The organism is Henriciella barbarensis (assembly GCF_003576345.1).
Classification (GTDB): domain Bacteria; phylum Pseudomonadota; class Alphaproteobacteria; order Caulobacterales; family Hyphomonadaceae; genus Henriciella; species Henriciella barbarensis.
The window spans coordinates 25,145-42,965 of the sequence record NZ_QWGB01000008.1 but is presented as its reverse complement, the minus strand read 5'-3'; the positions used below and the strand labels follow the sequence as shown (position 1 = coordinate 42,965).

The 17,821-nt window shown below is 58.7% G+C and carries 13 protein-coding genes and 1 tRNA gene; 8 read left to right on the top strand and 6 right to left on the bottom strand.

The features are described 5' to 3' along the window. Window positions 1–15 precede the first annotated feature (15 nt). Window positions 16–1,230, bottom strand: coding sequence for a N(2)-acetyl-L-2,4-diaminobutanoate deacetylase DoeB2 (doeB2, locus tag D1224_RS12580; RefSeq protein ID WP_119380316.1), 1,215 nt, complete (start codon window positions 1,228–1,230; stop codon window positions 16–18). 89 nt (window positions 1,231–1,319) lie between these two features. After that, window positions 1,320–1,508, bottom strand: coding sequence for a NepR family anti-sigma factor (locus D1224_RS12575; RefSeq protein WP_119380315.1), 189 nt, complete (start codon window positions 1,506–1,508; stop codon window positions 1,320–1,322). Window positions 1,509–1,724: 216 nt separating this feature from the next. On the opposite strand from D1224_RS12575, the gene D1224_RS12570 reads away from it, so the two are divergent. Together D1224_RS12570 and D1224_RS12565 are read left to right on the top strand one after the other, a co-directional pair. Next, a complete protein-coding gene (locus tag D1224_RS12570; protein WP_119380314.1) occupies window positions 1,725–2,966 on the top strand; it encodes a putative DNA modification/repair radical SAM protein in 1,242 nt (413 codons plus the stop codon). After that, window positions 2,966–4,423, top strand: a complete 1,458-nt coding sequence (locus tag D1224_RS12565; protein ID WP_119380313.1) for a UdgX family uracil-DNA binding protein — start codon at window positions 2,966–2,968, stop codon at window positions 4,421–4,423. Before D1224_RS12570 ends, D1224_RS12565 begins: the two co-directional genes overlap by 1 nt. A 3-nt stretch (window positions 4,424–4,426) precedes the next feature. On the opposite strand, the gene D1224_RS12560 is transcribed toward D1224_RS12565, so the two are convergent. Further along, window positions 4,427–5,053 (bottom strand): exopolysaccharide biosynthesis protein, encoded by a 627-nt coding sequence (locus D1224_RS12560; protein WP_119380312.1) that lies wholly within the window; start codon window positions 5,051–5,053, stop codon window positions 4,427–4,429. Between the two features lie 61 nt (window positions 5,054–5,114). Next, window positions 5,115–5,735: a TetR/AcrR family transcriptional regulator gene (locus D1224_RS12555; RefSeq protein ID WP_147372388.1), complete on the bottom strand. Its 621-nt coding sequence runs from the start codon at window positions 5,733–5,735 to the stop codon at window positions 5,115–5,117. 115 nt (window positions 5,736–5,850) lie between these two features. On the opposite strand from D1224_RS12555, the gene D1224_RS12550 reads away from it, so the two are divergent. The 6 genes from D1224_RS12550 (at window position 5,851) to D1224_RS12525 (ending at window position 14,871) form a co-directional block, all read left to right on the top strand. Next, the gene (locus D1224_RS12550; RefSeq protein WP_182482285.1) at window positions 5,851–7,110 is read left to right on the top strand and encodes an efflux RND transporter periplasmic adaptor subunit; all 1,260 of its coding nucleotides are present in this window, start codon (window positions 5,851–5,853) and stop codon (window positions 7,108–7,110) included. A 12-nt stretch (window positions 7,111–7,122) separates the two neighbouring features. After that, window positions 7,123–10,263: an efflux RND transporter permease subunit gene (locus D1224_RS12545; protein WP_119380309.1), complete on the top strand. Its 3,141-nt coding sequence runs from the start codon at window positions 7,123–7,125 to the stop codon at window positions 10,261–10,263. After that, window positions 10,260–11,690 (top strand): efflux transporter outer membrane subunit, encoded by a 1,431-nt coding sequence (locus D1224_RS12540; protein WP_119380308.1) that lies wholly within the window; start codon window positions 10,260–10,262, stop codon window positions 11,688–11,690. Before D1224_RS12545 ends, D1224_RS12540 begins: the two co-directional genes overlap by 4 nt. 39 nt (window positions 11,691–11,729) lie before the next feature. Next, entirely contained in the window at window positions 11,730–13,241 is a 1,512-nt protein-coding gene (locus D1224_RS12535; RefSeq protein ID WP_119380307.1) for a flavin-containing monooxygenase, read from the top strand. A gap of 74 nt (window positions 13,242–13,315) precedes the next feature. Then, a tRNA-His gene (locus D1224_RS12530) sits at window positions 13,316–13,392 on the top strand. Between the two features lie 267 nt (window positions 13,393–13,659). Next, window positions 13,660–14,871, top strand: a complete 1,212-nt coding sequence (locus tag D1224_RS12525; protein ID WP_233350537.1) for an OmpA family protein — start codon at window positions 13,660–13,662, stop codon at window positions 14,869–14,871. Between the two features lie 184 nt (window positions 14,872–15,055). On the opposite strand, the gene D1224_RS12520 is transcribed toward D1224_RS12525, so the two are convergent. Both D1224_RS12520 and msrB read right to left on the bottom strand, forming a co-directional pair. Beyond that, window positions 15,056–17,224, bottom strand: coding sequence for a S9 family peptidase (locus D1224_RS12520; RefSeq protein ID WP_119380305.1), 2,169 nt, complete (start codon window positions 17,222–17,224; stop codon window positions 15,056–15,058). 172 nt (window positions 17,225–17,396) lie between these two features. Next, the gene (msrB, locus tag D1224_RS12515) at window positions 17,397–17,819 is read right to left on the bottom strand and encodes a peptide-methionine (R)-S-oxide reductase MsrB (protein WP_119380304.1); all 423 of its coding nucleotides are present in this window, start codon (window positions 17,817–17,819) and stop codon (window positions 17,397–17,399) included. Between the last annotated feature and the right edge of the window lie 2 nt (window positions 17,820–17,821).

Here is a 17,821-nt window from a genome sequence, read left to right as displayed (position 1 = left end):
AATTCGTGTTTAGGGTTAGTCGTTCAGATAATTGGCTTGGTCGGGTAGGGGCGCGCCGGCGAGACGCGCATAAATGCGGGTCACGATCGGCAGCAGCCTGTCATTGAAATCGTATCGGGGTGAATGGCAGGGCTCATGATGGCCCTTGCCGTCATCGGCGCCAATCAAGGCGAAGGCACCCGGTATTTCCTTCAGATAATAGGAGAAGTCTTCAGACGCCATGATCGGCAGCGGGATCTGGTCGAAGTACCAGCCGTCGCCCAGATCTGCCGCGATCGCTTCACGCATATGGGCCGCTTCAGACGGGTGATTCACAGTTGCGTCGTAACGAGGGAAAACCTCGACGTCCGCCTCGACCCCGTACGCTTTGGCCTGTGAAATAGTAATTTCCCTGATGAGACCTTCGATAAGCGGACGGTCATTGGCATTGGCTAGACGGATGCTACCCGCCATTTTAGCGCTGTCCGGAATGACGGTCTCGCCGCTCGGGGCCTCGATGGAGGTCACGCTGACAACGGCGGCATTCTGCGGCGTAATCCGGCGCGAGATGATCTGCTGCAAAGCCATGGTGACGGCAGAGGCTGCCAGGACGGGATCACGCGTATTTTCAGGCTGACTTGCATGACCGCCCGCACCACGAAGCGTTATTCTGAACGTTCCATTGCCCGCCATGACGGCGCCATCAGGGCAGACGGCCTTGCCAAACGGAATGGCAGGCCAGTTATGCCAGCCAAAAATACAATCGAGCCCCGCCAATGCACCGTCTTCGATCATCCTTTTAGCGCCGTGCCCGCCTTCTTCGGCAGGCTGGAAAAGAAGGGTGACAGGGCCCGGCAGGCTCGTTTCGTGGCGTTTCAGCCAAGCGGCCGTCGACATCAGCGCTGCGGCATGACCGTCATGCCCGCATGCGTGCATGCACCCGCTATGGGATGAGCTATAATCGAGACCGGTAGCCTCATTGATCGGCAATGCATCAATGTCAGCGCGCAAGCCGACATGCCTGCCCGTCGCTTTGGGGGCCAGTGTTGCGACAGTGCCCGTTCCTGCACAGATACGATATGGAATGCCAAGCGCATCAAGCGACGTCCGAATAACTTCGGACGTGTCTTTCTCCTGCCAGGTCAGTTCAGGGTGACGATGCAAATCACGACGGAAATCGGTAGAGGCGGCGACGAGTGTCGGCCAGTCCGTCTGCATCCCTCGGGGCAAGGTGAAGCCCTGTCTCGACATGCCATGAGCGTAGCTATTGGCGTCTTCACTGCAATGGGGCGACTGCTGACAACATCAAAATTTGCCGACTGCCCTGATTTTGTTCAGTGCTAGGCTTTGGCTTTCTGGTCAGCTGCTTGAAGGAGCTGCATGAACTCGTCCGGAACTGATTTTTCGGAGACGCGGTCATAGGTCCGCTTGAGACCTGCCGACATCGCATTGCGAAATGCACGTCGTGCGTGCCGGTCCTCGGCGCTGCCCTGCATTGATCGCTTATGTTCGTGTCTATTGGTCATCATTCTGTCTCGTTGCTCAACCTGTAAACAAACACGCGTGCCGAGCGTTCCGATTTTCTAGCTGTGCAATGGTTAACATTTGGCAGTGAACCGTTGACGTTGCTAGCGCGCAACACGCGCTATTGGATCACCAACGATCCTTTCTGCGCGCTTTCTCGGTCGAGGGGAACAGCTGCTGAATTGCTTTTACTCATTAGGTGTTCCTGCTATGTTCCGCGCATGGGAAAGCGTACTTTAATTGATCGTCTGGACATCCTTGCGGACGCCGCCAAGTATGATGCATCCTGTGCATCGTCCGGGTCGGCCAAGAGAAATTCTCTTTCTACCAATGGGATAGGTTCCACTGAAGGAATGGGCATCTGTCATGCCTATGCGCCTGATGGCCGATGCATCTCGTTGCTGAAGATCCTGATGACGAATTTCTGTATCTATGACTGCAAGTATTGCATCAACCGGGTGTCGAGTAATGTGGAACGGGCCCGCTTCAGCGTCGATGAAATCGTCAAGCTGACGCTCGATTTCTACAAGCGCAATTATATTGAAGGCCTGTTTCTCTCCTCAGGTATTATCCGCTCATCGAATTATACGATGGAGCAGATGGTCGAGGTCGCTCGCAAGCTGCGGGTAGAGCATAATTTCGGCGGCTATATTCATCTCAAGTCCATTCCGGAGGCTGACCCGGCGCTGATCGAGCAGGCCGGGCTTCACGCAGACCGCCTCTCCATCAATATCGAGCTGCCGCGCGAAGCTTCGCTCAAATCCTATGCGCCTGAAAAGTCTGGCACAGTGATCCGCTCGGCCATGGCAAACGTGCGTTATGGCATCGAGTCGCGCCAGCCTGACCGCAAGGAGCGGGGCAAGGCGCGTCCCCCGCGCTTCATCCCCGGCGGTCAGTCGACACAAATGATCGTAGGGGCCGACCAGTCGTCCGATAGCGATATCATGACGACCAGCGCATCGCTTTATTCAGGTTACAAGCTTCGCCGCGTTTATTATTCTGCTTTCAGCCCCATCCAGGACAGCTCCGGCGACCTGCCCCTCATCAAGCCGCCACTGATGAGAGAGCACCGCCTCTATCAGGCCGATTGGCTGATGCGCTTCTACGGTTTTGAGAAGGACGAGATCTTCGAGGCACGCCAGGATGGCATGCTCGACTTGGAGCTTGACCCGAAGCTCGCCTGGGCGCTGGAGCGGCGTGAACGGTTTCCGGTTGATGTGAACCGCGCCAGCCGCGAAGAACTCCTGCGCGTGCCAGGCTTCGGGACCAAATCGGTGAACCGCATTCTGTCGGCGCGCCGGCATACGACGCTACGGCTCGACCACATTGCGCGGATCGTGCGCTCGCTGAAAATCTGCCGCGACTTTATCGAAACTGTGGATTGGCACCCATCCCGCGCGCTCGATCTTGTGACCCTGCGTGAGAGGTTCGTGCCTCAGCCACAACAACTCCAGCTCCTCTGATGCACCAGATCAGCCTGTCTTCCGAAACGGATTTCGATGGCTGGCGAGATGCGGCTCGGCGTCTGGCAGGGCAGGGCGTACCGCCCGCAAAGATCCATTGGTCGGGAAGTGTTGCTGGCGGAGATGATCTCTTTGCCGCCGCTTGCGCGCCTGAACCTGCTTCGCCCGCTCACTGGGCACCGCGAGAGGTCAAGGTCCCGAAAGCCTTCATCGACATGGCAAAGCGGGTCATCTGTCACCGCGACCCGGCCCGCTTCGCCTGGCTTTACCAGTTGCTCTGGGACCTGCAGTCCAACCGGGCGGCCCTGACCGATCCGCTCAATGATGCTGCCCGCTGGGTGAAAGGCGCAGACAAGCAGATCCGCCGCGACGTTCACAAGATGCACGCCTTCGTTCGCTTCCGTAAAGTCGGAGAACGCGACGGCCGGGAAGTCTTCATGAGCTGGTTTGAGCCAGACAACCGCATTGTCGGTCTGACCGCGCCTTTCTTCATGCGCCGTTTCACCGGCATGGACTGGACGATCCTGACACCTGAGGCGTGCGCCAGTTGGGATGGCAAGAAACTGACCTTTGCGGCGGGGGCTGACCGCTCTCAGATGCCGGCAGAAGACGCCATCGAGGACCAGTGGCGCACCTATTATGCTTCCATCTTCAATCCTGCCCGGCTCAAGGTCGACGCGATGCTGTCGGAGATGCCCGCAAAATACTGGAAGAACTTACCTGAGGCAGAGCTCATCCCTGATCTCATCCGCCAGTCCTCACAGCGCACGGGCGCGCTCCTTTCGGCGCCATCGACAGATGCGAACATAAGAAGCTCGCGTATGTCGAACTTCTTCGCTGAAGACGAAGCCATAGAGATCAGTTCACTGGATGATGCGCGCCGCGCAGCTTCGAAGTGTGATCGCTGCCCAATCCATGAATGCGCTAGCCAGACCATTTTCGGAGAGGGACCGGTAGACGCCCGTCTTATGATCATTGGCGAACAGCCCGGCGATCAGGAGGATATAGCGGGCAAGCCCTTTGTCGGTCCGGCTGGTCAACTTTTCGACAAGGCGATGGGCGAAGCGAATGTCGAGCGGCGCAAGGCGTACGTCACCAACGCAGTAAAGCACTTTAAATTTACCCCGCGCGGCAAGCGGCGGATGCACCAGAAACCAAACGCTGGCGAGATCGATACCTGCCGTTTCTGGTTGGATCTGGAGCGGAAATTCGTGGCGCCCGACGTTATCTTAACTATGGGTGCAACCGCGCTTCGCGGTGTGTTCGGCAAAGCGGTTGCATTGAAGGACATGCGCGGCGCCCTGACTCAGCTGGACAATGGCACCCGCCTTATTGCGACAATTCACCCGTCCTATCTGTTGCGATTGCCGGACAGGCAGCGCGCCGCAGAAGAATATGACCGGTTCGTGGATGATCTTGCCCGCGCACGATCACTACTCCGGCCGGACGCAGCCTGACGCCTATCCCATGCCGAGGAATGACGCGAATTTGTCCCACGGTACAAATGCGATCGTCACTGCTGTGGTAATAGCCGCCAGAAAATAACCGATCAGCATCAGCACGCCATCCCGTGCCATGATGGCGAGCCCATAGAGCGTGATGGCCGCGCCGGGCACACCCACCGCAAATGGCACCAGTTCAAGCGGGATCATCAGAAGGGCAAGAAAGATGATGATGATGGCGGCTGCATAGACCGCCCAGTCACCGGTCAACATGGTGATGCGCTCTGAAACCAGTCCATCGATGCGTTTCAGCCAGGGCTTGGCCTTCTTGTCTGCAGCTTCCAGCTTGTCTTTCGAGATCGACCGCTTCTCGATGAAACCGGGGACCCAGATCCGCTTCGCACCGAAAACGATCTGCACGGTGAACAGGATGATGACGAGGCCGACAATCATTGGCAGGCCAGGAACGGCGCCGAGTGGCGGAACTGTTACGAGCAGGCCCAGAAGGACAATGATTGGTCCGAATGAGCGCGATCCGAACAAGTCCAGAATGTCGCCGAACGTAACCTTGTCGCCATCTACTTCCTTGATAGCCCTCTCGAGGACATTCTCGAGGGGGTTATCCCGCGATGCTGTGTCTGCCATCGGGGTGCGTCCCTTTTTTCCGTCGATAGATGCATCAATAGCGTGCAATCGAAGAAAAGGTTCACTTGGCTTCATGGCCCAATGTTGGGGACAATATCGCCATCATCGTCTGGCGCATCAGGACAACCATATTTTGGAGGTCGAGATCCGGATTACGAAGCAACCGGTTCGCCAGACCTGAGAACTGCACCATCATCATGTCCGTGCGCGCTTCAGCGAGATCCAGGCCCAGCTTGTCCCGGATAAGGTGGGTGAGCTGGTCGCGGACATAGCGGTCATGCTTATGGATGATGCAGGCAATTTCCGGATTGCGCTGACACTCAGCCAGCATTTCCATGTTCAGTACTGACTGCAATATGTCGGTCTTCTCTGCGATGGACTGGACCGCCCGTTCGGTCATGACGGACGCAAGCTCGGTTGAATCGACCGCATCAAATTCGGCAAAGCGTTCGGCGGCGCGCGCCGACTCGCGGTCCACGATGGCCGCGATGATCGCCTCCTTGCTCTCAAAATAGTGATAGATGTGCCCGGGGCTCATTTTTGCGCGCGCGGCAATCTTCGCCATGCCTGCACGGTGAAAGCCCATTTCGACAAAACAATGTGCCGCAGCGTCAAGGATTTGCGAGATTCTCGCCGTGCGCCGCTTCTCAGCGCCCGTCATCGGTATTGGTTTTTGTTCCAACTATTTCACATCCTGTCATTGACTTTGTGCAATGCAGCAACAAATAGAATGTTCATTCGAAAATCAACTGGTTTCGCTTTAATACTTCGAACCCATGACGGCGCGCAGGAAACACATGCCCCAATCCACAAAGTTCACGTCACAGGCCCTCCGAAGGGGATTTGGTGCGGCTGCCGGTGCAACGCTGCTCATTCTGGCAGCTTGCGGAAACGGTGAGGGCGGCAACGCTTCGGGTCAGCAGACCTCTGAAGAGGCAGCACCCCCACAGCGAATGGCCGCGCGCGTCGAGGTCATGCCAGTGCAGCCAACGTCGATTGGCAGCGTTCGCACGCTGCCGGGGCGTGCCACACCATATGCCGAAGCAGAAATCCGCCCGCAGGTTTCGGGTCTGATTGAAAGCCGCCTTTTTACGGAGGGCGAAGTCGTCACCGAAGATCAGGCGCTTTACCAGATTGATGCCGACGAATACGTCGCTGCCGTCCAGAGCGCAGAAGCCTCGCTTGCGCGTGCGCAGGCAACCGTCGGCGCTGCAACGGAAACGGCGCGGCGTTTTGAACATCTCGCCAACATCAATGCCGTCAGTCAGCAGTCCTATGATGAAGCTGTCGCCGCGCAGAAGCAGGCCGAAGCCGATGTCGGCATTCAGCGGGCGGCCCTGCAACGAGCGCGCATCGACCTGGCGCGCACAAAGGTTCGCTCGCCGATTACCGGCCGTATCGGCCGCTCTGCCGTAACCGAAGGCGCACTGGTGACTGCCAACCAGCCAACGACACTCGCCCGCGTCCTTCAGCTTGATCCTATCTATGTCGACATGACGGCTTCGAGCGCGCAGGTTCTGCGCTGGAAGCGGGATGTTTCAGAAGGTAAGATCGAGACGCTTGGACCGACGTCTGGTCGCTCTGCCGCTGTCCCCGTGACGCTGGAGTTTGAAAACGGTGATGAGTACCCGCTTTCCGGCCAGCTGGAGTTTTCCGAAGTCAGTGTTGATCAGGAAGCCGGCACTGTTATTGTGCGGGCCCAGTTCCCGAACCCTGACAATCTTATCCTGCCGGGCATGTTCCTGAAGGCATCTTTCGCCGCAGGTACGTACAACAATGTGTACGCAATCCCACAGCGCGCCGTGCAGCGCACCCCGCAGGGCGGCGGCTATGTCTTCGTTGCAGGCGATGATGGGACGGCCATCCAGAAACCTCTGACAATTCAGGAAGCCAATGGCTCGAACTGGATCGTGACTGATGGCCTATCGCCGGGCGACCGGGTCATCGTCAGCGGCTTTCAGAATGTTCGCAACGGCGCGCCCGTTCAGGTGATCGCCTCGCGTCAGGAAGAAATGGCGGCCGTGGCGTCGCCTGCGACATTGGTCCAGCCAGAATAAAGCTCTATAATCATGGCAAATTTCTTTATCGACCGCCCGGTCTTCGCCTGGGTCATCGCGATCGTCATCATGATCGCTGGCGCAATGGCGCTGCGCGTTCTGCCGGTCTCGCAATATCCTGATATCGCGCCGACCACGATATCGGTGAATGCCTCCTATCCCGGGGCTTCGGCCAAGGCGGTCGAGGATTCGGTTACGCAGGTGATCGAGCAGCAGATGACGGGTCTTGATGGCCTTGATTACATCTCGTCCTCGTCCAGCTCATCGGGGCAGGCGTCTGTGACACTCACCTTCGAGACCGGCACGGACCCTGACATTGCGCAGGTCCAGGTCCAGAACAAGCTCTCGCTGGCTACACCACTCCTGCCTGAACCGGTGCAGCGTCAAGGTGTAACCGTCGACAAGGCGAGCACCGGCTTCCTTCTCATCACCGCGCTTTATTCGCCGAACGGCACTTACGACCAGACCGATCTTGGCGATTATGTCCGCTCGAACATGTACGATTCGATCAGCCGGGTTGATGGTGTCGGCCGGGTTCAGCAATTCGGCTCGCAATATGCGATGCGAATCTGGCTCGATCCGGACAAGCTCGTTCAGTTCGACCTCGTTCCAGCAGACGTAATCACCGCGATCCGCGCACAGAATACGCAGGTCTCTGCCGGCGCGCTTGGTGGCGCGCCGTCTGTTCCCGGTCAGGAAATCAACGCAACGGTGACACTCCAGTCGCTTCTCAATACGCCGGAAGAGTTTCGCGAACTCCTCATTCGCACCACGTCAGAAGGTGGCTCGGTCCGCCTTGGCGATGTCGGCACGGTAGAGCTTGGCGCGGAAAACTATGCCTTCAATTCGAAATTCAACGGCTATCCTTCATCTGGTTTTGGCGTGTCGCTTGCCACGGGCGCGAACGCGCTGGAAACGGCGGAGGCCGTAAAGGCAGAAGTCGAACGGCTTTCTGAAGCTTTTCCGCAAGATATTGATTACGCCTTCCCCGTCGATACGACGCCCTTCATCGAAACCTCCATTCATGAGGTCCAGAAAACACTGATCGAAGCCGTCATCCTCGTCTTCCTCGTCATCTTCGTTTTCCTTCAGAGCCTTCGCGCATCCTTCATCCCGATGATCGCGGTGCCGGTCGTGCTTCTCGGCGTTATGGTCGGTCTGCTGACGCTTGGTTTCTCGATCAATACACTGACCATGTTCGCCATGGTGCTCGCAATCGGCCTTATCGTGGACGATGCGATCGTCGTGGTCGAAAACGTCGAACGCGTCATGGAAGAAGACGGACTTGGCCCTGTTGAGGCCACACGCAAGTCGATGAGTCAGATCACCGGCGCGCTGATCGGCATCGTGGTGACACTATCTGCGGTCTTTGTGCCGATGGCGTTCTTTCCAGGCTCGGCGGGTCTCATCTACCGCCAGTTCTCCGTGACGATTGTCTCGGCGATGGCGCTGTCGCTCCTGATCGCGCTTATCCTGTCGCCAGCTCTTTGTGCGACCATCCTCAAAAAGCCTGATAACGAAAAGAAACCGGGGATGCTCCAGAAGCCGGCCGTCTGGTTCAACAATGGCTTTGACCGGATGCGCGATGGTTACGGAAACATCGTTGACCGCATCCTTCGCCGCCGCTGGATCTTCGCAGGTGTGTTTGCGGTGATCGTCGCCGTGATGGCCGCCGGCTTTGTCCGTCTGCCATCCTCCTTCCTGCCGCAGGAAGATCAAGGCCAGTTCATCACCCTCGTTCAGCTCCCGCCGGGCTCTAGCCTTGAGCGCACAACCGAAGTCATGGACTCCGTCGGTAAATATTATCGCGGTGCGCAGGGCGAGAATATCAAAGGTCTTTTCACCTTGGCTGGTTTCAGCTTCGCGGGGCAAGGCCAGAATAACGGTATCGCCTTTGGCGCGCTTGTTGACTGGTCTGAACGCGGTGGCCCGGGCGAGTCCGCCATGGAAATCGCAGGCGCCGCCAGCGGCAACTTTGCCCAGGGTACCGAAGCCCAGATTTTCGCGATCGTCCCACCGCCAATCCCGCAGCTTGGTAATTCGTCAGGCTTTGACATGTACCTCCAGGATGCTGGCGGCGTTGGTCACGACGCACTTGTTCAGGCGCAAGGCCAGCTGCTCGGCATGGCAAACCAGAGCGCAGAGCTGACTGGCGTGCGCCCCAATGGTCAGGCCGACGGCCCGCAGTTCAATATCGACATCGACTACCAGAAGGCGCAGGCGCTCGGCGTCGACGTCTCTAGCATCACAAGTCTTCTCTCGACGGCGTTCGGTGGCACCTATGTCAACGACTTTCTCGACAGGGGGCGCATCAAGCGCGTTTATGTACAGGGCCAGGCGGACAACCGCATGCAGCCCGATGATCTTGGCGGCTGGTATATTCGCAATAGCTCGACCGAAATGACGCCGCTGGAGGAAGTCGTGACGACAGGCTGGACCTATGGCTCACCACAGCTACAGCGCTATAACGGCCTGCCTGCGCTCAACATTCAGGGCGCGCCAGCTCCGGGTGTGAGCTCCGGCGTCGCGATGGACCAAATGGAAGCTCTCGTTGGACAGTTGCCACAGGGCCTCGACATGGAATGGACAGGTATCAGTGCGCAGGAACGCGACGCCGGCAATCAGGCGACGCTTCTCTACATCATGTCGATCCTGTTCGTGTTCCTCTGCCTGGCAGCGCTCTATGAAAGCTGGACCGTTCCGGTTGCCGTCCTCCTGACAGCGCCGCTCGGCGTCGCTGGCGCCGTACTCGCGGCCCATCTTCGCGGGCTCGACAATGACGTCTTCTTCCAGGTGGCGTTGCTCACCACGGTGGGCCTGGCTTCAAAGAACGCCATTCTCATCATCGAGTTTGCCCGTAACCTTGAGCAGCAAGGCGTAGAGCTTTTTGAAGCGGTCTCACAGGCTGTCCGCATGCGCCTTCGTCCGATCCTTATGACGAGTTTCGCCTTTGGTTTCGGTGTGTTGCCGCTCGCGCTCAGCACCGGTGCGGGCGCTGCTGGTCGTCAGGCTATCGGCACAGCCGTGCTTGGCGGTCTTATCGTTTCGGTCATTCTCGGTCTGCTGTTTGCACCGCTCTTCTATGTCATGATCCGCAAACTCACGGGCCAGAAGCCCCTGACACAACCTGGTAATAAGGAAGCCGTCGCATGATCTCGACAAACCGTATGATCCTCGGCGCCCTGGCTGCCACTGCGCTCAGCGGCTGCGCCGTCATCTCGCAGCCCTATGAGCAACCGGCTGCGCCAATACCCGACGCGCTGCCCGTTACTGACGCAAACGGAGAGCGCGTGGAGCCGCTCTATTGGCAGGACGTCTTCATTTCCGAAGAACTGCGCGAGCTTGTCCGTCTCTCGCTGGCTGAAAACCGCGACCTGCGCATCGCTGCAGCCAATGTGCAGCTGGCCCGCGCGCAATACGGAATCAGCCGCGCCCAGCGTCTGCCGACCGTGACCGCGAATGGCGGGTTTTCCGAAGGGGGAACGATTGGCGGCAACAATGGCGGCGGCGGCAATTTCGACAATGCCTCCGCCAGCATCGGTATCACGGCCTATGAGCTTGACCTCTTCGGCCGCGTCGCATCGCTGAATGAGGCCGCGCTGCAAAGCTACCTCGCCTCTTCTGAGGGCGAGCGGGCTGCCAAGATCGCCATCGCCGCCACGGTGGGCGAAATCTGGATGCAGCTTGCCGCTGACAAGGCGCTGCTCGCGCTCGCTGAAGACACGGTCGATGTCCAGTCGGAATCGCTGGATCTCACCCAGGAACTTTTCAACGCTGGCATCGCAACCGAACTCGATGTTCGCCGTGCATCGGCCAGTGTGGAAACCGCGCGCGCTCAGGCCGCTGAGTTCTCTGCCCAGGTCGAACAGGACCTTAACGCCCTTCGTCTCGCTGTCGGTACTGACCTTCCAGCAGGTACGCTCGGCGCCGCAAAGCTCGACCCGACGCCGCTCGCTGAGGACATCCCCATAGGCCAGTCTTCTCTTGTGCTGCTTTCACGGCCTGATGTTCAGTCAGCGGAGCGCCAGCTCATGGCTGCCAATGCCAACATCGCAGCGGCACGTGCCGCTTTCTTCCCAATCATCTCCCTGACCGGTCAGGTCGGTTATTCCAGCGATGAGCTTGGCGATCTCTTCGACGGTACACTTGGCTGGTCGTTCGGCCCATCCGTCTCGCTGCCGATCTTTGACGCAGGCGCGCGTCAGTCAAATCTCGACGTGCGTGAGGCGCAGGAACAGCTGGCCGTCGCAAATTATGAGCAGGCGATCCAGCTGGCCTTTCGTGACACAGCCGATGCGCTCGCCGTCCGTCGGACCATCGACCAGCGCGTAGACGCTCTGGTCCGGCTGGTAGAAGATACTGAAATCACACGCGATCTTTCCGAGGAGCGATTTCGGGTCGGCGTTGACGACTATCTCTCTGTTCTCGATTCCCAGCAGCTTTATTACGATGCGCGCCAGCAGCTCATTCGCGCAAACCTGGTGCGTAGCCTCAACTCCATTGCTGTTTATCGCGCCCTTGGTGCCTGGCCACGAGACGAGGTGGAAGAGAGCGATGAAATCGTGACGCCAGAGTCATAATAACTGGACAGCCGCCCGGATTCGCGGTTCTCTCTATGGATGGCAAATCCCGATTTCGACGTACTGATCGTAGGCGCGGGTTTGTCCGGCATCGGCGCCGCCTATTATCTGCAGGAACGCTGTCCCGGAAAAACCTACGCCATTCTTGAGGGCCGCGAGGCAATTGGCGGGACGTGGGATCTCTTTCGATATCCCGGTATCCGATCCGATAGCGACATGCATACGCTCGGCTACGACTTCAAACCGTGGAAAGAGCGCAAGGCGATCGCCGACGGGCCGTCCATCCTGAACTATGTTCGTGAGACCGCTTCCGAGAACGGTATTGATCGCAAGATCAGGTTCGAGCACCTGGTCCGCGAAGCGCGATGGGATTCCGAAGCCGCGCTATGGTCGCTCAAGGTCGAAGACAAGGCCGAAGGCGTTGAACGTACGCTGACCTGCCGCATCCTGCACATGTGTGCGGGCTACTACTCCTATGAAGGCGGCTACAAACCGGACTTCCCGGGGGAAGTGACCTTCAAGGGGCAGGTGATACATCCCCAGGCCTGGCCAGAAGACCTTGATTATAGCGGTAAGAAAGTCGTCGTCATCGGCTCTGGCGCGACGGCTGTGACGCTCGTGCCGGAGATGGCGAAGAAAGCCGCGCACGTCACCATGCTGCAGCGGTCGCCGACCTACATCGTTTCACGCCCCGCTGAGGACAAGGTTGCTCTCGGCTTGCGGAAAGTCCTGCCCGAAAAGGCAGCCTATGGGCTGACCCGCTGGAAGAATACGCTGCTTCAGATGCTGTTCTTCAGGCTCGCGCGTCGACGTCCAGATAAGGTCAAAGCGCGTATCGTCGGCATGGCGCAGGAGGAACTGGGCGCTGATTTCGACGTCGGTACGCATTTCACGCCGAGCTACAATCCCTGGGATCAGCGTCTCTGCCTGGTGCCGGATGGCGACCTGTTCCAGTCGATCAAGGCTGGCGAGGCCAGCGTTGCCACCGATACGATCGATACGTTCACGGAGACCGGCCTGAAACTCACCTCGGGAAAGACGCTCGACGCTGATATCGTCGTCTCAGCGACAGGACTCCAGCTGGAGTTCATGGGCGGCGCAGACCTTTACATTGATGGCCAGCCGGTCGAGCCGGCGAGCCTGCATGGCTATCGCGGGATCATGTTCAACAATGTCCCCAACCTCGTGGTGACATTCGGCTATACGAATGCCTCCTGGACGCTGAAAGCGGACCTCATCGCCAAATTCGTTTCGCGCCTGATCAAGCATATGGACAAGACCGGCGCGGTAGAGGTTCGCCCCATCGCAGATCAGCATCCGGGCGATGCGCCCTGGCTCGACTTCTCGTCTGGTTACGTCACGCGTGCGCTTCACCGTCTTCCAAAACAGGGACAGGAAGCGCCCTGGCGGCTCAACCAGAACTATGTCCAGGACATATTCGAGATCGGCCGTGCCAAGCTGGATGACGGCGTCCTTCGCTACCGGAAACAGGGGGATGCTGCCTTCGAAACCCCCTTGGAGACAACGCTGCAGCCCCTTGCTGCGGAATAGGGGACAGGGGACTGCATCAGACTCGGGAAAGCGTCTTGAACGCAAAGCCGCTTGGGCGTATGTGCGTCCGGCGTGCCGCCTTAGCTCAGTTGGTTAGAGCGCTGGTTTGTGGAACCAGAGGTCCTCCGTTCAAGCCGGAGAGGCGGTACCATTTCCCCCTGATTCGATTATTCCGGACTTGGTTGCGCAAATATGACCGCAATCTGGCAAAGTCCGGGCGCCGAGCTGTCATGCAAGAAAAAATGTTGCATTTACGCCGCGCTTGCTAGAAAAAACGCGAAGTTTCAACTATTTTCCTTCTTAGTACACTCGTCTCAGGAACGAAGTTGTTCTAGGAGGGTATCCACACGGAATGGTCCGTTTAGTCTCTGCGGTCGATGGGTAATAGTGCCTATTCGGCTCACAATAGGGGATGAGTATGAAAAGAACTCTTATGTGCGCGACAGCCGCGGCCGCCTTGGCGTCTGCAATGTCTGTCGCTAACGCTCAGGACGGCTGGTATGGCCGCGCTGATCTGGGCTACAGCTTCGACGGTGAGCTTGACTCCGATCCGCCAACCAATGCGCCATTCGCGCTTGGTGGCGATCAGGAACTCGACGGCGACGGCCTGCTCGGCGCTCAAATCGGCCTGGGTTATGGCTTCGGCAACGGCTTCCGTCTGGAATCGACCTTCGGTTACCGCGGTGGCGACCTTGAGCCGTCCACCACGATCACCGGTGCAAGCATCCTGAACCTCCCGCCGCTGGCCAATGGTGGCTATTCGGTTGGTGGCGACGGCAACATCAGCATCTATGAGCTGATGTTCAACGCTCTGTACGACTTCAACCCGACAGGCGCTGTCCAGCCATACCTCGGTGCTGGTATCGGTCTGGCAAAGGTTGACGCTCGCGCGACCAACCTGCGCGCTGGCGTTGTTACCGCAGGCGGCGTTCAGACGTTCGACGCCAACGGCTTCAACGACGACGACACCGGCATGGCCTACCAGCTTCTCGGTGGTATCGGTTACGGCCTTACCGAGCGTCTGACGCTTGACCTCGGCTACAAGTACTTCTTCGTCGACGACCTGAACCTCGATGGCCGCGCACCGCTCGGTCAGCCGGTTCCTTACAGCGGCGAGTATGAAGATCACTCCGTGACGGTTGGTCTGCGGTATCAGTTTGCGGCTCCAGCGGCTCCACCGCCACCGCCGCCTCCACCGCCACCACCGCCACCGCCGCCGCCGCCACCACCGCCGCCGCCGCCTCCACCACCACCACCTCCGCCACCACCGTCGTGCTCGACGCTGAACCAGGCGTTCGTGGTCTACTTCGAGTGGGACAAGTCGAACATCACCAGCCAGGCTTCGGCTGTGATCGATCAGGCTGTGGCGAACATCCGTAGCCGCCAGGAGTGTGCTGCGAACTCTGTGACGATCGTCGGCCACACCGACACGTCCGGTGCACAGTCCTACAACGCACGTCTCTCCGAGCGTCGCGCTGGTGCGGTTGCTACGGCTCTTAACGAGCGCGGCATCCCATCCAGCATGATCGCCACGGAAGGCCGCGGTGAGAACGATCTGGCCAAGCAAACCGGCGACGGTGTGCGTGAGCCTCTGAACCGTCGTTCGGAAGTCACGATCATCGTTCGCTAAGAACGGTCTGATCTGACATTCAGAATTGATGATGGCCCGGCAGCAATGCCGGGCCATTTTCGTTGCGCGGAAGGAAAGTTGCCCTCGGCGGCATCCTTGCCGGGGAGGGTTTCGGGGGCAGCACAAAAAACGCCGGCTCCCCTAGAGGGGCCGGCGTTCTGTTCTGTTGGCTTGACGTGCCGGGTTAGTCGGAAGACGTCTCCGAACGCGAAATGTCATAGCCGTCGACCAAGCCAACGCTGGCCAGGGCAAATGCGTATTCGATTGCTGTCTCTTTCAAACCCTCAAACCGTCCGGTGGAGCCGCCATGCCCGGCATCCATGTTGATACGCAGATAGTATGGACCAGCGTCCGGCGCTTCATGGCGCAGCTGGGCGGCCCATTTCGACGGCTCCCAGTAAGTCACGCGCGGGTCCGACAGCCCGCCGGTGATCAGCATGGCCGGATAGTCCTTGTCGGCCACATTTTCATAGGGACTATAGGCGAGGATCGTGTCGTAAGCCTCGGCATCCGTGATCGGGTTCCCCCATTCGGGCCATTCCGGAGGCGTCAGAGGAAGGGTGTCGTCCGACATGGTGTTGATCACATCGACAAACGGGACGGCCGCAATGATGCCGCCGAAAAGCTCCGGATCCATGTTCGCCGCGGCGCCCATGAGAAGTCCGCCAGCCGATCCGCCATGACCAACAACGCGGCCTTCAGCGCCATAGCCGTTCTCAATAAGATAGCGCCCCACAGAAACATAGTCCTTGAAGGTGTTCGCCTTCTTCTCGAGCTTGCCATCGAGATACCATTGGTAACCCTTGGCCTGGGAGCCCCGGATATGGGCAATGGCATAGACAAAGCCCCGGTCGACCAATGACAGGCGGGAAGTAGAAAAGCTCGCCGGGATGGTGATGCCGTAGGAGCCATATCCATACAGAAGCAGGGGCGCGCTGCCATCAACAGGCGTATCGGCTCGGCGCAGGATTGTGACGGGGATTTCCTCACCGTCCCAGGCCGGGGCCATGATCCGTTCCACCACATAATCGTCTGCATTGTGACCGGACGGTACTTCACGCGTCTTGCGAAGCGTGCGTTCGCGGGTTGCCATGTCGTAATCAAAAACCTGGCTTGGACGCGCAGGCGAGGCGTAATCATACCGCATCACGGTCGAGTCATACTCGCCTGAACCGAGGCCAAGATCATAGGCGCTCTCGTCCATCGCAATCGTGTGCTCGTCGCCGCTTTCGCGGGCGCGGACGACGATGCGGGGCAGGGCGTTGGCCCGCTCCAGCCGAACGAGGTGATCTTTATAAGGATCAAGGCCGAGGACCAGCGTACCTGGGCGGTGCGGAATGACTTCCTCCCAGTTCTCACGTCCAGGGTTTTCGATGGGCGCCTTCATCACTTTGAAATCAACGGCACCTTCGGCGTTCGTCAGAATGTAAAACGCATCATTCCAGTGTGTTACGTCGTACTCTTCATCTTCCTTGCGCGGCGCCACGAGGGTCGGCTCTGGCCTCTTTGCATCCGCCGGGAAGAACCACACTTCGCCGGATGTGTGACCGCCGCTCTCCACGAAGATGAACTCTTCCGATTCTGATTTGCTGACACCAACAAAGAAGCCTGGATCCTCTTCCCGATAAATCTCGACATCTTCGCCCGTTGTCAGGTCGCGCTGGAAAACGGCAGTCGGTCGGCCATTATCGTCGCGTTCGACCCAGTAGAGAAGATTTGAATCGGCGCCCCATTCGAAGCTGCCATAAGTGCCTTCGATCGGGACACCTACAGCTTCGCCGGTTTCGATATTACGTACGGCGATGGTGTAATACTCGCTGCCCTGCGTGTCGATCGCAGACGCGAGCAGCTTATGGTCTGGCGACTGCTCCAGTCCACGGATCGAGAAGTAGGACTGGCCTTCTGCTTCTGTGTCGCCATCGAACAGTACGGTTTCAGGAGCATCGGCATCGAAGGCCTGTTCAGCCGGCTTGCGCGCAAAGATCGGATACTCACCGCCTTCGCGGTAGCGCACATAATAGGCATATGGCCCATCCTTGGAGGGGACAGAGCTGTCATCCTCCTTGATGCGCCCGCGCATTTCCGCCAGCAGCGTCTCGCGCAGTTCTTCTGTCGGGTCTTCCAGCGAGGCCTTGGTGTAGGCGTTCTCGGCCTCAAGGTATTCGCGGATATCTTCGCGGAGGACTGACGGGTCGCGCATGACCTGCTGCCAGTTTTCGTCCTTCATCCACTGGTAATTATCGGTACGCGTGCGTCCGACCTGTTCGATCTCTACCGGGACGCGCTTGGCCATCGGCGGGGTTTCGGCGCGTGCGTCGGTTGCTGTCTGCGTGTCAGAAGCAGATTCGGTCATTGTATTGTCGCTCTGTTCGGTGGGTCCGGTGGGAGACGTGCACCCTGTTAGAAGGGCAGCACTCGCGGCACTGGCCAGCAGAAAGCTCATTCGCATTCGGGAAAATCTCCGTTCCATATCGAGAAACGTGAAACCCTAGCGGCTACATTGCTGCTGTCCAGAAATCTGTGCGTCAGGCGGGCTTGAATTCCAGCACGACACCATTGATGCACCAGCGCTCGCCGGTCGGCGGTGGGCCATCCTTGAAGACGTGCCCCATATGGAGCCCGCAGGTCGCGCAATGGCACTCCTTGCGCGGCATGATCATCTTGAAGTCGGTCTTGGTGTCAACGGCGGTTTCACGCACCGGCTTGTAGAAGCTTGGCCAGCCCGTGCCAGAGTCGAACTTGTGTTCCGACGACCAGAGCGGCGTGTCGCACCCAACGCAATGATACATGCCATCGCGCTTTTCATCATTGTGGTTGCCGGGCGAGAAGGCGCGCTCCGTCCCGTCTCTGACACCCACGCGATACTGTTCATCGGTGAGGAGTTCGCGCCATTCCTTCTCCGAACGGCTCACGCGCTTGAAATTGTCAGCAGGCTTTGGGGGCAGCATGT

Coding starts and splice junctions, on each gene's coding strand:
- D1224_RS12575 (WP_119380315.1), bottom strand. CDS start 1,508: ATGATGACCAATAGACACGAACATAAGCGATCAATGCAGGGCAGCGCC.
- D1224_RS12560 (WP_119380312.1), bottom strand. CDS start 5,053: ATGGCAGACACAGCATCGCGGGATAACCCCCTCGAGAATGTCCTCGAG.
- D1224_RS12520 (WP_119380305.1), bottom strand. CDS start 17,224: ATGACCGAATCTGCTTCTGACACGCAGACAGCAACCGACGCACGCGCC.
- D1224_RS12535 (WP_119380307.1), top strand. CDS start 11,730: ATGGCAAATCCCGATTTCGACGTACTGATCGTAGGCGCGGGTTTGTCC.
- D1224_RS12570 (WP_119380314.1), top strand. CDS start 1,725: ATGGGAAAGCGTACTTTAATTGATCGTCTGGACATCCTTGCGGACGCC.
- D1224_RS12525 (WP_233350537.1), top strand. CDS start 13,660: ATGAAAAGAACTCTTATGTGCGCGACAGCCGCGGCCGCCTTGGCGTCT.
- D1224_RS12565 (WP_119380313.1), top strand. CDS start 2,966: ATGCACCAGATCAGCCTGTCTTCCGAAACGGATTTCGATGGCTGGCGA.
- D1224_RS12550 (WP_182482285.1), top strand. CDS start 5,851: ATGCCCCAATCCACAAAGTTCACGTCACAGGCCCTCCGAAGGGGATTT.
- D1224_RS12540 (WP_119380308.1), top strand. CDS start 10,260: ATGATCTCGACAAACCGTATGATCCTCGGCGCCCTGGCTGCCACTGCG.
- D1224_RS12545 (WP_119380309.1), top strand. CDS start 7,123: ATGGCAAATTTCTTTATCGACCGCCCGGTCTTCGCCTGGGTCATCGCG.
- msrB (WP_119380304.1), bottom strand. CDS start 17,819: ATGCTGCCCCCAAAGCCTGCTGACAATTTCAAGCGCGTGAGCCGTTCG.
- doeB2 (WP_119380316.1), bottom strand. CDS start 1,230: ATGTCGAGACAGGGCTTCACCTTGCCCCGAGGGATGCAGACGGACTGG.